This is a genomic window from Phyllobacterium sp. MT110, from assembly GCF_058792715.1.
Genome location: NZ_JBXAFE010000004.1, coordinates 139,949 through 154,177 on the forward strand (window position 1 = coordinate 139,949; position 14,229 = coordinate 154,177).

Annotated in this window: 12 protein-coding genes; 2 read left to right on the top strand and 10 right to left on the bottom strand. The window is 60.6% G+C overall.

Annotated elements, in window-relative coordinates; all coding sequences use genetic code 11:
• Positions 1-43 precede the first annotated feature (43 nt).
• From AC1Q5O_RS18505 to AC1Q5O_RS18525, 5 genes are all read right to left on the bottom strand, one after another.
• Positions 44-880 (bottom strand): oxidoreductase, encoded by an 837-nt coding sequence (locus AC1Q5O_RS18505; RefSeq protein WP_492564970.1) that lies wholly within the window; start codon positions 878-880, stop codon positions 44-46.
• Positions 881-1,184: 304 nt separating this feature from the next.
• Positions 1,185-2,606, bottom strand: a complete 1,422-nt coding sequence (locus AC1Q5O_RS18510; protein WP_191192425.1) for an ISNCY family transposase — start codon at positions 2,604-2,606, stop codon at positions 1,185-1,187.
• A 185-nt stretch (positions 2,607-2,791) separates the two neighbouring features.
• A complete protein-coding gene (locus AC1Q5O_RS18515; RefSeq protein ID WP_346308354.1) occupies positions 2,792-3,574 on the bottom strand; it encodes an SDR family oxidoreductase in 783 nt (260 codons plus the stop codon).
• Between the two features lie 26 nt (positions 3,575-3,600).
• Positions 3,601-4,794 carry an aminotransferase class V-fold PLP-dependent enzyme gene (locus AC1Q5O_RS18520; protein ID WP_492564973.1) on the bottom strand — a complete coding sequence of 398 codons (1,194 nt, stop codon included), beginning with the start codon at positions 4,792-4,794 and terminating at the stop codon, positions 3,601-3,603.
• 2 nt (positions 4,795-4,796) lie between these two features.
• Positions 4,797-5,267, bottom strand: coding sequence for a RidA family protein (locus AC1Q5O_RS18525; protein ID WP_492564974.1), 471 nt, complete (start codon positions 5,265-5,267; stop codon positions 4,797-4,799).
• A 142-nt stretch (positions 5,268-5,409) separates the two neighbouring features.
• Between AC1Q5O_RS18525 and gcvA the strand changes: the two genes are divergently transcribed.
• On the top strand, positions 5,410-6,339 hold the full coding sequence (gcvA, locus tag AC1Q5O_RS18530; RefSeq protein ID WP_492564976.1) for a transcriptional regulator GcvA: 930 nt from the start codon (positions 5,410-5,412) through the stop codon (positions 6,337-6,339).
• Positions 6,329-7,063, top strand: coding sequence for a glutathione S-transferase (locus AC1Q5O_RS18535; protein ID WP_492564978.1), 735 nt, complete (start codon positions 6,329-6,331; stop codon positions 7,061-7,063). The genes gcvA and AC1Q5O_RS18535 overlap by 11 nt, the downstream gene beginning before the upstream one ends.
• Here AC1Q5O_RS18535 and AC1Q5O_RS18540 read toward each other — a convergent pair.
• The 5 genes from AC1Q5O_RS18540 to AC1Q5O_RS18560 are packed head-to-tail and all read right to left on the bottom strand — an operon-like array spanning position 7,060 to position 14,226.
• Complete coding sequence (locus AC1Q5O_RS18540) at positions 7,060-7,995, bottom strand: precorrin-2 dehydrogenase/sirohydrochlorin ferrochelatase family protein (RefSeq protein WP_492564980.1); 936 nt, start codon at positions 7,993-7,995, stop codon at positions 7,060-7,062. The genes AC1Q5O_RS18535 and AC1Q5O_RS18540 overlap by 4 nt on opposite strands.
• Positions 7,967-10,621, bottom strand: coding sequence for a nitrate reductase (locus tag AC1Q5O_RS18545; RefSeq protein WP_492564981.1), 2,655 nt, complete (start codon positions 10,619-10,621; stop codon positions 7,967-7,969). Before AC1Q5O_RS18545 ends, AC1Q5O_RS18540 begins: the two co-directional genes overlap by 29 nt.
• A 6-nt stretch (positions 10,622-10,627) precedes the next feature.
• Complete coding sequence (nirD, locus tag AC1Q5O_RS18550) at positions 10,628-10,957, bottom strand: nitrite reductase small subunit NirD (RefSeq protein WP_492564983.1); 330 nt, start codon at positions 10,955-10,957, stop codon at positions 10,628-10,630.
• 4 nt (positions 10,958-10,961) lie between these two features.
• Complete coding sequence (gene nirB, locus AC1Q5O_RS18555) at positions 10,962-13,427, bottom strand: nitrite reductase large subunit NirB (protein ID WP_492564985.1); 2,466 nt, start codon at positions 13,425-13,427, stop codon at positions 10,962-10,964.
• Position 13,428: 1 nt separating this feature from the next.
• A complete protein-coding gene (locus tag AC1Q5O_RS18560) occupies positions 13,429-14,226 on the bottom strand; it encodes an ABC transporter ATP-binding protein (protein ID WP_464664455.1) in 798 nt (265 codons plus the stop codon).
• Between the last annotated feature and the right edge of the window lie 3 nt (positions 14,227-14,229).

Below are 14,229 nucleotides of genomic sequence, written 5' to 3' on the forward strand. Positions count from 1 at the left end.
TTTCTCCGGGAAGATCGTGTTGATCTCTGGGCAGAAAAGCGGCTCAAAAATTACCATCCGTGGAAATCGACAGAGATCGCCATTTGTTGATTTCCGCGTGAACCGAATCCAGCTTCGTCGCGATGCCTTTGACCGCATCGGAACCGGCGGCATAACGCAGGGGTGGCTCCTGCGAGGCGGCCAGTTCGATCAATGCCGATCCAAGCTTTGCCGGATCGCCCGCCTGCTTGTAGCTGTACCCGTCATAGGTCGTGCGTGTTTCGCGCGAAGCTTCGGCATAATCCTCAATGCTTTTGTCGCCATAGCGAACCGAACTTTCATCGAGAAAATCCGTGCGGAAGAACCCCGGTTCGACGATGGTCACATGGATACCGAAGCGGGCCACTTCCATGGCCAGCGATTCGGAGAAGCCTTCAACCGCAAACTTCGTCGAACAATAGACGGAAGCACCGGCAAACCCGACCATGCCGCCTATGGAGGACAGATTGAAGATGCGGCCCGATCTCTGCCAGCGCATCACAGGCAGGACCGCACGGGTCACGTGCAACAGGCCGAATACATTGGTGGCGAACTGCCGTTCGATGTCGTCGGCACCATTTTCTTCGAACTGACCCAGTTGGCCATAGCCGGCATTGTTGACGAGAACGTCGATGCCGCCGAAATGGGTGACGGCAGCGTCCACCGCCTGATCCGCCTGATCCGGCTTGGTCACGTCCAGCTCAACAATCAGCAATTGCCCCTCAACGCCCGCGAACGCCTGTTGCACCTGCTTGCGATTGCGGCCGGTCGCGACCACATTGTCACCGGCTGCCAGCGCAGCCTTGGCAACTTCCGCGCCGATACCCCGTCCGGCACCGGTGATAAACCATGTCTTGCTCATCCTGCATTTCCTTGTCGTCCTGAAACAGAGCCCCTTGGGGCCACGACGTGAAAATAGGACGGGAGCGGAAGAACACGTAGACCGGAACTCCGGATGAATTGCCCGATCCTCCGGATTTCACGATGCCGTTGTTTTGGCAAGTTAGGGATGCGCTATCTCCAGCAAGATAGAGATGCGACAGGTGCTGACGTTCAGCCCCCATTCCGAGAGGCTGGTCAGAGTTGCAAGCGAGGAATGGGGGCGGGTCGATAGGTGCCCTTCGGCTTTAGCTTTGAGAGTGCCAAATGTCGTCGATCTCGCCATTTCACTCGGTCGCAGCCAACCGAGCCAACGCTTTTTCCCGGCGCGCAATAACGTCAGGATCGTTCATGTAAGCGGTACGCGATTTGCGTTCACGCTTCTGATACCCGTTCCCGACACTGCCATCAGGCACGCCAAACAGATGGTTCGTCTGACCTGTGCGACGGGGACCGCTCTTGCTGCGTTGCAATTCCCGGCCCGCCTGCATCTCGGACACAATCGAAAGCATGTCATCCAGTCGCTTGTTCTCGACAACAGGCGACCGGTGAACAGAACGAAGCTTGTCGAACGTTCTATAGGGCAGGGCGTCTGTGCCGTGCATGATCTCCAGACGACCATCGGGATAGTCGCAGACAATCACCTTTTGTCGAGCCAGCCGCTTTGCAAGCTCCGTCGGCTCCAGGATGAACAGCACCTTGTCGTAACGCAGCGTCAGTGTTTGCGACAGTGTCCGTACTTCCTTCCGGCACATCGCACCATCGATGTTCTCATGTGCGGCCAGCGGTCGGTGCATATCCTTCGGATTGCGCGGATCCTTGCCAAAACGGGCATTGAAGTCTGCAATATATTCCGGCGCATAAGCATTGGCTGCTTCGATCGTATCAATGCCGCGCAGTCGCAATTCCTTGACCAAACGATCCTGCAAAGTTCTGTTTGCCCGCTCGACACGGCCTTTGGCCTGCGGGGTATTGGCGCAGATAATGTCGATGTTGAGTTCATAAAGCGCCCGGCCAAACTGGGTCAGACCGCTCGTGCGATCTTTCTGCGAACCATGGGTCGTGCGAAACACACCATGCTTGTCACTGTAAAAGGCCAGCGGCTTGCCCCATTGCTGCAGGTAGGCCTTCGTCGCATGAAAATAATCAAACGTGTTCTCTGATCCAGCAAAGCGCAAATGCAGGAGCTTGCCCGTGGCATCGTCAATATAAACGAGGAGGGCGCATTTGGGACCCCGCTCCTCAAACCACCAATGATGCGAACCATCGATCTGTACCAGTTCACCAAAGCAATCACGCCGACCGCGCGGCTGATGCAGTTGTCGCTTGCGTTCGCGCCGTGACGTCCACAAACCCGCCACCGTCATCCATTGCCGCAGCGTCTCCTTGCTGACCGAAAGCTGGTGGCGTTCGACAAGCTTCTCACAGGCCAGTGTCGGCCCAAAATCCCGATAATAAGCCCGTATCAAATCAAGCACCGCATTCCGGAAATCCTCGCTGTAACGACGATTGCTCGGGCGTCCGCGTCGTCCCGAAATCAGACCCGAATGCCCAAGCTTGTCGTAAGCCTGTAAAAGACGATGGATCTGGCTGCGGCTGAGATCCAGCAATGCAGTCGCCTGGATAACCGTCAAACGACGATCTCGAATCTTCTGAATGACTTCCAATCTATTGAGTTCTTTCTGCGACATCGTAATCAAACAAGACATGGCAACTCTCTAAACGGATACGTGTGAAGAGCCGCCAGTCTTCCTTTCCTCGTTCGATCTGAACAGGGCACGCGACCTAAAAATGTCGCATCTCTAATTTGCCCATCTGTCGCATCTGTATATTGCTGTTATAGCCGTGAGTTGCATAAGTTTAATTATGGAACTCACGGCATCGATGCAGGCTTTCACCCCAGTGTCGAGTTGAAGGCCCCGCCATCGAGCAGAAGGTTCTGCCCGACGATGAAGCCGGCATACTGGCTGCACAGGAAGGCGGCCGCTGCGCCGAATTCCTCCTTGGTGCCGAAGCGGCCGGTCGGATTGGCGGCGTGGGCTTCAGCGCGCGCCTGTTCGATGGAGATGCCCTTGGTTTCCGAAGTCTTTTCCAGAAATCCCTTGATCCGGTCGGTCTCGTGCGAGCCCGGCAAGAGATTGTTGATGATTACCCCATGACGCGCTACCTGCCGGGCGGTGCCGGCGACAAAACCGGTAAGGCCGCTGCGCGCGGCATTCGACAGGCCGAGCTGGGCAATGGGAGATTTCACCGAGCCCGACGTGATGTTGACCACACGGCCCCATTTGCGCTCGATCATGCCGGGCAGGATAGCGTTCATCAGATAGATCGGTGTCAGCATATTGGCATTGACCGCCTTCAGCCATTCCTCCTCGTGCCAGTCGGACCACAGACCGGCCGGCGGCCCGCCGGCATTGTTGACGAGAATATCCGGTTGCGGTTCGGCGGCCAGCAATTCCTTGCGGCCTTGCTCCGTCGTCACATCTGCCGCAACGATCTGCACCTTGACGCCGTAGGTATCGGCGATTTCCTTTGCCGTCTCGCGGAGCACCGCTTCCGTGCGGGCATTCAACGTCAGGTCGACACCTGCTTCCGCCAGCTTCTCCGCAACGCCGCGACCGAGCCCTTTTGAACTCGCGCAGACGATTGCCCGCTTACCCCTGATTCCCAGATCCATTCTGTCCTCACCTGTCCTTCGTTCCGTCAAGCGGCCTGCCGAGCAAGAGCGGCAACATTATCGCAAAGACGGTCAATTTCATCCGTTGTGTTCAGATAGCTGACTGACGCCCGCGCAATCTCGTTGAGGCCGCGCGCCGTCATGTCGAGCGGTGTGTAAGGTATCCCATTTGCCGCGATTGTAATCCGCTTTTCCGCAAGTTTGCCGCGCAAAGCCTGCGGCGCAATGCCCGCCACCGTAAAAGAGACCAATCCGGATTTCTCGGTGCCGAGGTCATGAATCGCAACACCGGGAATGGCAGCCAGTTGATCGCGCAATTGCCCCGAAAGGTCCCTGATCCGCCGGCGGATCGCATCCATGCCGAGGCTGCGCGCCTGTTTCAGCGCCGCTCCCAGTCCCAGCAGCAGGGCGATGGGCTTCTCACTTGTCTCGAAACGCTGCGCATCCGCCCGCATATGTGGGCCGTCCTCGCCCCATGTCGAGGAAAGGACATCGAGATAGGCTGGTTCGAGTGTTTCGAGAAAGGCCTTGCGCAGATAGAGGATGGCCGCGCCGCGCGGTCCACGCAGAAATTTCCTGCCTGACCCCTTCAGCATATCACAGCCGATGGCGCTGACATCCACGGGAAGCTGGCCGAGCGCCTGCGCCGCATCAATGAAATAGGGAATGCCGGCAGCGCGCGTCACCCTGCCGATGGCCGCGGCATCGTTGATAAGCCCGCCATTGGCGGGAAGCCAGGTCAAGGCAACAAGGCGAACGCGGTCATCGATCATGGCAGCAAGCGCATTGGCATCCACACTGCCGTCCTCATTCACAGGGATGGTCTCGATGCATGCACCCGCCCTTTTGGCCGCTGCCTGCATCGTCGACAGATTGCCGCCCCATTCCTGACGGCCGACCAGAATGCGGTCACCCGCAATGAGCGGCGGCAAAGCAGCGAAGGCCAGTCCCCAGGCGGCGGAACCGCTGCTGGAGAAGGCAATCTCGGCAGGCGCCGCACCGATGAGACCGGCGGCATCCGCCCGCGCTTCGTCGATCAGGCCCGCCGCATTGGCCGCAGCTTCCATGGGGCCATAGAGCGATTCACGCTGCAGATGCTCCGTCACCGCCGCCAATACCGTGTTTGACGGCAGCGAAGAGCCGGAATGGTTGAAATGGGTGCTGATGGCACAGCCCGGCGTCTGCGCGCGCAACTGTTCAATATCGAGCGTTTGGGTCACCGTCAGCCCTCCAGCTCGACCAGCGCGTCCACCTCGACAGCAACGCCGCGCGGCAATGAGCTGACGCCGACGGCGGCACGGCTGTGACGCCCCGCATCGCCGAACACCGCAACCATCAGGTCCGATGCACCATTGGCCACCTGCGGATGCTGGGTGAAGTCAGGTGTCGCAGCCACAAAGACGCCGAGACGAACGATGCGGCGCACGCTGGCAATCGTCCCGTCGGTGGCCGCGGCAATTTGCGACAGCACATTGATTGCTGCGATCTCGGCCGCCCTGCGGCCTTCATCGGTGGAAACGGATGCGCCGACAACACCGAGGACGGCGTTCCCGTCATCGATCCGGCTGATCTGCCCCGATATGCTCAACAGGGTGCCCGCGCGCACGACCGATACATAATTGGCAACAGGCACGGACGCGACCGGCAGGTCGTGACCGAGGGTTGCAAGCTTCTCTGCTATGGTGGCTGACATCATCATCTCCGGCTGATTATGTCCCATCATCAACGGCCCTGCTCCGCAGGTCCAATTCAAAACACTGGCGTCACTGATCGATCTGGCTAATGTCTGGAAACCCGGATAAGCTGATGACACGCAGTCGAAAGCATGAGGCGAAATGCGCTCCTCCACCACCTTGCCGCCGTTGCAGGCACTTCGAGCCTTCGAGGCCGTCGCGCGGCTGATGAGTTTCCGCCGGGCGGGCGAGGAACTGCTCATCACGCAAAGTGCCGTCAGCCATCATATCCGCCAGCTGGAAGAGTTTCTCGGCCTGCCGCTGTTTGTCCGCAAGGCGCGCAGCATCGCCCTGACACCGGAGGGCGAGGACTATCGCGCCCGCACCACCGATGCATTCCGCCTCATCGCCGCCGCCACCGCAGACCTGCGCGGCAGGAGCAGGCGCAGCACCGTCCGCATCAGCCTGCTGCCCTCCTTTGCCGCCAACTGGCTTGTCTCGCGCCTGCACGGTTTTCAATCGCTGCACCCCGATATCGGCCTCGAACTCGATCCCACCCTGCGCAGCGCGGACATTGCCGCCGGGGAGGCCGACATCGCCATCCGCTATGGCGACGGAAACTGGCCCGGGGTCGATGTGCGCCTGCTCATGGCCGAACAGCTCAGCCCGGTTATCAGCCCGGCACTTCTGCAATCGGACAATGCCATTGAGACGCCGGAGGACTTGCTGCGCCACACATTGCTGTTCGCCAGGAAGCCCGTCGACTGGCAGGTCTGGGCCGATGCGGTGGGCCTTGATCTGGCCGGTGCCCGCACCATCCAGCTGACGGACTACAACATCACCCTGCAGGCCGCGCTGGACGGTCAGGGCATTGCCATCGGCCGCATGCTGCTCATCCGCGATCACCTGCGGACCGGGCGTCTGGTGCAACCTTGCGCGCAGACGATCACCTCCACCCGAACCGCCCATTGGCTGGTGACACCCAAAGGGGCCAGAAGCACCCCGGCGGCCCAAATATTTATCGATTGGCTGATCGCGGAAACCGCAAAGGCATCCAATCAGAACAATGGAGAAACCGGCAATGCCCTATGAACTCTATTACTGGGACGGCATACAGGGACGCGGCGAGTTCATCCGGCTGGCGCTGGAAGAAGCCGGGGCGGCCTATGTCGACATTACCCGCGAAACCGGCAGCGGGCGCGGCACATCCGCAATGATGCGGATATTGAAAGGCGCAGATACCTCGGACACGCCGTTCGCCCCGCCCTTTCTGAAAGACGGCGAACTGCTTGTTTCACACGTCGCCAATATTCTCTTCTATCTCGGACCCAAACTCGGTCTGGTGCCGGAGAATGAAGGATTACGCTATGCCGCCAATGGCCTGCAACTGACCGTCACCGACTTTGTCTGCGAGGTGCACGACACGCATCATCCGATTGCCACCGAGCTTTACTACGAGGATCAGAAGGAAGCAGCGAAGGCACGTTCGACCAGCTTCATCGAGCACCGCATCCCGAAATATCTCGGCTATTTCGAGCGTAACCTTGCCAATAATCCGGACGGTGACAGGCACAGCGTCGGCAACGGGCTCAGCTATGTCGACCTCTCGCTGTTTCAGGTGATCGAAGGGCTGAGATATGCCTTTCCCCGCGCCACGCAGTTGTTCGCCCGGCAATACCCTCTACTGGTAGCCTTGCATGATCGGATCCGGGATAGGCCCAACATTGCCCGTTATCTCGCCTCGCCCCGGCGTATTCCCTTCAACGAGTCAGGCATTTTCCGTCATTACCCGGAACTCGATCAGGACGCCGCCTAGGCGCGCTTGAGAACAACAACGTTCTTGCCGTCGGCGCAAAGACGCTGCGCAGCAGCGTCGTGAAACGGTTCATCGACCAGCGGAATGCGCCTGGCCTCCCGCCGCGCCAGCTGCAGAATGGCAGGCGCAATATCCCTGCCATAAAAGATCGCATCAGCCATTTGCAGCAGCCGCATCGTCTTGAGTGTCAGAAGCTCGGGGTCATTACTCTCGACCGGGATGAGAGTCACGGTGCCGGTTCGGGAATTCCAGGCATTGGCGATCTGCATCGCCTGTGCCTGCAGTTTGGCCTCTTCGTCGGGCAACGGGTCCACACCAAAGGCGCGATTGACGAAATCCTCCCAGAACAGCCTTCGCTGGCGGCCAGGCTGGAGCGTTTGCGCAATATAGCAGCGCAACTGTTGTGCCAGTCGCGCCCATACTGCCAATGATGCGGGCAGGACTGTCTCGATCCGCCGGCGGATCGCCTGCCCCAGAATAGGTGCTGCGCCATCGGTCGACATGCCGACCACCACGGGCGAACGATTGACGATGGTGCCAAACTGAAACGCGCAGAATGCCGGTTTGTCGATGACATTGCACGGCGCACCGGCTTGCGTCGCCGCATGCAGGAATGCTTCAGCCTCCTGTTCCGTCGCGGCGTCGGCAATGGCGATGGCAGCACCGTGCAAATCCGTTGCCGACCACCTGCGCGCATGATGGACGAACGGTCCTGCCGCAATCAGGGCTGACATTTCCTCGCTCATGGCTTCGGCGCAGACATGAACCTCGGCGCCCGCCGCTGCCAGCAGTTCGGCTTTCCATGCGGCGGCGGCGGTTCCGCCCGCAACCACGCCGCGCTTGCCCGCAAGGCTGAAAAACACCGGCAGCACCGCCAGTTGCCCGATACTGCCGGGGCGCGGACTATTCTGCGGCCTGGACAAGATTTGCATCGACAATCCCCCTGATTTCAGCACGGCAGGAGCCGCAATTCGTTCCGGCCTTCAAAGCCTCACCGATGGCGGCAACGGTCCGGCAGCCGCCGCGCACCGCGCCGGCGATCTCGTTGCGGCCGACGGAAAAGCACGAACAGACAATCGCGCCCTTGTCGGGCATATCCCTGCCGGGCCGTCCCGCCAGAAGCTGGAAACGGTTCTGCGCTGCAGGGAAATGCTGCGACAGCTGCTCGCTGGCCCAACTGCGCGACACGGCGACGGGCTGGCGCGCGATGTAGAGCGCGCCGATCAGGGCATCACCGGCAAAGGCAGCCATGCGGTGCTGGCCATTCCTTGCATCGTGATAACGCAGCAGCGGTGCCCCCTCGCCGCAACCAAACAATTCTCCGGCAAACATCGCCCAGTCATCCGGCTCGTGAAGACCGGCAAGTTCGATCCGGTATCCTCCATTGGCCCTGGCAAGCGCCCAGTAATCCGCCGCAATCGTCCGGGGCTTGTCACGCAGGACCGCGAACCCGTACCAGAGAGCTTCGAAAGGCTGGATATCCACCCTTGCCATCTTCAGTGCAGGCTGGCCGGAGACCGGATCGGTCCGCGATGTCACAAGTACGTCTACACGGGCACTCCCGGCAAACTGGTCGGTCCAGTGCATGGGCACGAATACACTGCCGCGCGCCTGTCTGTCCGTCAGCAAGGCTCGTACGATGATATCGCCATGCGCGTTGTGCAACCGGACAAGGCTCGCATCGGCAATCCCCTGCTCGGCGGCATCGAGCGGATGTATCTCTGCAAAGGGTTCGGCGAAATGCGCGGACAGGCGCGCGCTTTTTCCAGTGCGCGTCATCGTGTGCCAGTGATCGCGCACGCGCCCGGTGTTCAGCGTGAACCGTTGATCGATCGCGCCGGTGTCGGCTGGCGATACCGCAATGAACCGCGCCCGACGATCCCCGGTAAAAAAGCCGCCTTGTGCAAAAAAGCGTCCGCCCGGTGTCGCAGCGTCCCGGCTTTGCGGCCATTGAAATGGGGCGAGGTTGTCATATGCGCGTGCAGATATGCCGGCATGGGCAGCGATATCGAAATCGCGGCTGCCCTTGTTCTCCACTCCCGACAAAGCGGCATGCTCGGCAAAAATCTGCGCGGGGTTCTGATAGGCAAAGGCGGCGGCAAACCCCATGCGTTTCGCCACTTCGGTGATGATCCACCAGTCCGGTTTGGCCTTATCAGGCAGCGGCAGGAATGGCCGCTGCCTGCTGATGCGCCGTTCGGAATTGGTGACCGTGCCGTCCTTCTCACCCCATCCGGCCGCAGGCAGAAGTACATGGGCATAGGCCGTCGTATCTGTTCTTGCGTTGATGTCGGAGACCACGACAAACGGGCAGGCTTTCAGCGCCTTCGCCACGCGATCGGCTTCCGGCATGGAATCGGCCGGGTTGGTCGCCATGATCCATAAAGCCTTGATCCGCCCATCGCCCACCGCCGTGAACAGATCGACGGCCTTCAGCCCCGGCCTCGTTGCCATGGTCGGGGCGGCCCAGAAATCCTGAACCAGCAGCCTGTGCCCGGCATTTTCGATCTGCATATGACCCGCCAGCATATTGGCAAGACCGCCCACCTCGCGCCCGCCCATGGCATTGGGCTGCCCGGTGACCGAGAACGGTCCCATGCCGGGGCGGCCGATGCGGCCCGTTGCCAGATGGCAATTGATGATGGCATTGACCTTGTCCGTACCGGATGCCGACTGGTTGACGCCCTGGCTGTATACCGTCACGCATCGTTCGGTGCGGGCGAACAGCGTGAAAAAGGCGAGCAGTTGATCCGGCGCAATTCCGGTGTGCTGCGAAATTGTTTCCAGATCGCAGGGACTGGCAAGGGCCAGCGCCGCCTCAAAGCCTGACGTATGCCGCTCGATATAGGCGCGATCCAAGGCCCCCTGCTCGGCCAGAAAACCGAGCAGCCCGACAAACAGCGCCGTATCCCCGTCGGAACGGATCGGCAGGTGCATATCGGCGATATCGGCGGTCATGGTGCGGCGCGGATCGATGAGGACGATACGCATCTGCGGGCGCTTCACCTTGGCTGCAGCAATGCGCTGATAGAGCACGGGATGGCACCAGGCGAGGTTGGACCCGGTCAGTACGATGAGATCGGCGAGCTCGAGGTCTTCATAGGTTCCCGGCACGGTGTCCGACCCGAAGGCACGCATATGCCCCGCCACCGACGACGACATGCACAGCCGCGAGTTCGTATCGATGTTCGCCGAGCCGATGAAACCTTTCATCAGCTTGTTGGCGACATAATAGTCTTCCGTCAGAAGCTGGCCCGAAACGTAGAAAGCAACACTATCCGGCCCATGTGCCTTGATGGCGTCGCTGAAACGGCTGGCGACGCGATCAAGCGCCTTGTCCCAGCTCGCCGCCTTGCCCTCGACCCGTGGCTCCAGCAACCGGCCATCCAGATGAACCGTTTCACCGAGCGCCGATCCCTTGGAGCAGAGCCGCCCGAAATTGGCGGGATGCTCCGGGTCTCCGGCAATGGCAACCGTTCCGTCATTGCCGGGTGTCGCGAGCACACCGCACCCGACGCCGCAATAGGGGCAGGTGGTGCGAACTGCCGGGGTGTCCATGCCGCTCTACTCCGCCGCCATGGCGGCGAGCTCAAGCCCAGCCAGAATCCGGTCGCCATCCAGCCGGATCGCGATGGTTTTCACGCTGCCTTCATCCGCGCCAAGCGCCTTGCCCGTCTCCAATGAGATAACCCAGTTGTGCAGGGGGCAGGTCACTGCGGCACCATGGACAATCCCCTGGCTAAGCGGGCCACCCCGGTGCGGACAGTGATCGTCAATGGCAAAAATCTGGTCTTCCATGGTGCGGAAAACCGCGATCCTGCCCTCGGGCGTGTTCACGCAGCGGGCGCCCCGGCGCGGAATGTCGTTGATTGTTCCAATCTCAACCCAGTTCATCACTCTACTCCGCTGCCTGCTGGTAGCCGATTTTGGCCATCGGCTGGAATTCATGCTTGTCGACGCCGGAAACCCGTTCAGACCACGGATCGACCTGCGCAAAGGTCTGGCTGAAGACGAACCGGTCAAAATAGCCGCGGCGCTTCGCCTCGTCCTGCATGATCTGGCGGCGGATTTCGTCGAGGCCGACGCGTTTGGCCCATTTGTAGATGCGCTCGAGATAGCGGCCCTGTTCGCGGTACATCTGCGTCAGCGCCACCACATGTTCCAGCGCCTCGTCCTCGGTCTTGACCAGCCCCAGAACTTCCGTCCCCTTGATGTCCAGCCCCGCCGCCCCGGCGAAATGGATCTCGTAGCCGGAATCGACGCAGATGATGCCGACATCCTTGCAGGTGGCTTCGGCGCAATTGCGCGGACAGCCCGATACCGCCATCTTGACCTTGGCGGGCGTCCACGATCCCCACATGAACTTTTCGATGCGAATGCCGAGCCCGGTCGAATCCTGCGTGCCGAAGCGGCACCAGTCGGTCCCGACACAGGTTTTTACCGTGCGCAACCCCTTGGCATAGGCCTGTCCCGAGACGAACCCGGCCTTGCCGAGATCGGCCCAGACGGCCGGCAGGTCTTCCTTCTTGATGCCCAGCATGTCGATGCGCTGGCCGCCGGTGACCTTGACAGCCGGAATGGCGAATTTGTCGACCACATCGGCGATCGCCCGCAGTTCCCTTGAATTGGTGACGCCGCCCCACATGCGCGGCACCACGGAATAGGTCCCGTCCTTCTGGATATTGGCATGCACCCGTTCGTTGATGAAGCGCGACTGGTAGTCGTCGGCATATTCATCCGGCCAGTCCGCAACGAGATAATAATTCAAGGCCGGGCGGCACTTGGCGCAGCCGCACGATGTCTTCCATTCCAGCTCCTGCATCACGGCCGGAATCGACTTCAGCTTCTTCGCCTTGATCAGCCGGCGGACATCGTCATGGCCAAGATCGGTGCAACTGCACATGGGCGTCACGGCCGACGGATTGTAGGAATCGCCCAGCGTCAGCGCCAGCAGCTGTTCCACCAGACCGGTGCAGCTGCCGCAGGAGGCGGACGCCTTGGTATGGGCCCGCACATCATCCAGCGAGGTCAGCCCCTTGCCGGATATGGCACCAGTGATCTTGCCCTTGCATATGCCGTTGCAGCCGCAGATTTCCGCATCATCTGGCAAGGCTGCAACGGCCGCCATAGGGTCCAGCGGGGACCCTCCCTGATAGGACTGGCCGAAAATCAATGTGTCGCGCATCTCCGAAATGTCGGTGCGTTTTTTGGTCAGGTCATGGAACCAGGCCCCGTCGGATGTCTCGCCGTACAGCACCGTGCCGATGATGCGGTCATCCTTCAGCACCAGCCGCTTGTAGACACCGGCAGCCGCGTCGCGCAGGACGATCTCCTGCCGGTCGTCGCCTTCGCCGAGATCACCAACGGAAAACAGGTTGATGCCTGTGACCTTCAGCTTCGTTGGTGTCTCGCTGTGCACGAATTTTGCATCCGCATCATCCGCTAGTTGTGCTGATACCACCCGCGCCATTTCATAAAGCGGCGCGACCAGCCCGTAGCATTGTCCGCCCACCTCGGCGCACTCGCCGATGGCGAAAATATCGGGATCGGAAGTCCGCATGCCGGCGTCGACAACGATGCCGCGATTGGTTGCAAGGCCCGCCTCCTTCGCAAGCAGGGCGTTGGGGCGGATACCCGCCGCCATGACCACCAGATCGGCAGGCAATGTTGTGCCATCGGCAAGCAGAACACCTTCCACCCTGTTCTGACCGATGATCTCCTTGGTGCTGGCTTTGGTCATCACGCGGATGCCGCGTTGTTCCACCGCCTGTTCGAGCAGATAGCCCGCAGCGGGATCGAGCTGGCGCTCCATCAGCGTCGGCATGATATGGAGAACCGTGACATCCATGCCGCGTGATTTCAGGCCGGCAGCCGCTTCAAGACCGAGCAGCCCGCCGCCGATCACCACGGCCCTCGCCCGGGACTGAGCCGCAAGCAGCATGGCATTCACATCGTCAAGATCGCGGTAGGTCAGGACCCCCGGCAGGTTGTTGCCGGGAACAGGCAGAACGAAAGGAACCGAACCCGTCGCGATCAAAAGCTTGTCGTAGCTTTCGGTCGTCCCGGCATCGGAGGTGACCGTCTTGGCCTCCCGGTCGATCCCGATGATCCTGTGGCCCTTGTAGAGCGTGATGCCGTGCTTGATGTACCAGCCATCGCCGTGGATGATGATTTCCTCGAATTCCTTTTCGCCTGACAGCACCGGCGACAGCATGATCCGGTCATAGTTGACGCGCGGCTCGGCATTGAAAATGGTGACATCATAGGTATCGGGCGCCATCTCGAAGAGGTGTTCAAGCGCCCTGCCCGGCGCCATGCCGTTGCCGATGACGACGAGTTTCTGTTTTTTCGCGATTGTTTCCATCTTACGCGGCCTCCACAAGACGGTGCCGTTCGTAGAGGAATTTCAGCACGGACGAACGGCAGCGGATATAGGTGGCATCGGCGGCAAGCTCGATGCGGCGGCGCGGGCGAACCAGCGGCACATCGAGGATTTCGCCGATCCTGGCGGAAGGACCATTGGTCATCATGACGATGCGGTCGGAAAGCAGCACGGCTTCATCGACATCGTGGGTGATCATCAACACCGTATTGGCAAGCTCCGTATGGATCTGCATCACCTGATCCTGCAGGTGCGCGCGGGTGAGCGCATCCAGCGCACCGAACGGCTCGTCCAGCAGCAGCACCTTGGGCTCCATGGCCAGCGCCCGGGCAATGCCGACGCGCTGCTTCATGCCGCCGGAGACTTCAGACGGGCGCTTGTCCCTGGCATGCACCATCTGCACCAGTTCGAGATTGCGCATGGTCCATTCATGCCGTTCCGCCCTGCTTTTGCTGGATGAGAAGACCTTGTCGACCGCCAGCTTGACGTTTTCATAGACCGTCAGCCAGGGCAGCAGCGAATGGTTCTGGAACACCACCGCGCGGTCGGGTCCCGGCGTGTCGACAACAGTGCCTTCGAGAAACACCACGCCGCGCGTCGCCTGCGTCAGTCCGGCGACGATGTTGAGCAGCGTGGATTTTCCACAACCGGAATGGCCGATGATCGAGATGAACTCGCCTTTGTCGACGCTCAGCGAGACCTGATTGAGAACCTGCGTGCTGGCGCCGCCACGGCTGAACACCATGTCGATCTGTTCGAGGGAGAGATAGGGTTTCGACATCAT

Bases quoted from the DNA above. Each gene is read 5' to 3' on its own strand.
- AC1Q5O_RS18515 (WP_346308354.1), bottom strand. From the start codon at position 3,574: ATGGATCTGGGAATCAGGGGTAAGCGGGCAATCGTCTGCGCGAGTTCA.
- nirD (WP_492564983.1), bottom strand. From the start codon at position 10,957: ATGAACTGGGTTGAGATTGGAACAATCAACGACATTCCGCGCCGGGGC.
- AC1Q5O_RS18545 (WP_492564981.1), bottom strand. From the start codon at position 10,621: ATGGACACCCCGGCAGTTCGCACCACCTGCCCCTATTGCGGCGTCGGG.
- AC1Q5O_RS18525 (WP_492564974.1), bottom strand. From the start codon at position 5,267: ATGTCAGCCACCATAGCAGAGAAGCTTGCAACCCTCGGTCACGACCTG.
- nirB (WP_492564985.1), bottom strand. From the start codon at position 13,427: ATGGAAACAATCGCGAAAAAACAGAAACTCGTCGTCATCGGCAACGGC.
- gcvA (WP_492564976.1), top strand. From the start codon at position 5,410: ATGCGCTCCTCCACCACCTTGCCGCCGTTGCAGGCACTTCGAGCCTTC.
- AC1Q5O_RS18510 (WP_191192425.1), bottom strand. From the start codon at position 2,606: ATGTCTTGTTTGATTACGATGTCGCAGAAAGAACTCAATAGATTGGAA.
- AC1Q5O_RS18560 (WP_464664455.1), bottom strand. From the start codon at position 14,226: ATGTCGAAACCCTATCTCTCCCTCGAACAGATCGACATGGTGTTCAGC.
- AC1Q5O_RS18535 (WP_492564978.1), top strand. From the start codon at position 6,329: ATGCCCTATGAACTCTATTACTGGGACGGCATACAGGGACGCGGCGAG.
- AC1Q5O_RS18505 (WP_492564970.1), bottom strand. From the start codon at position 880: ATGAGCAAGACATGGTTTATCACCGGTGCCGGACGGGGTATCGGCGCG.
- AC1Q5O_RS18540 (WP_492564980.1), bottom strand. From the start codon at position 7,995: ATGCAAATCTTGTCCAGGCCGCAGAATAGTCCGCGCCCCGGCAGTATC.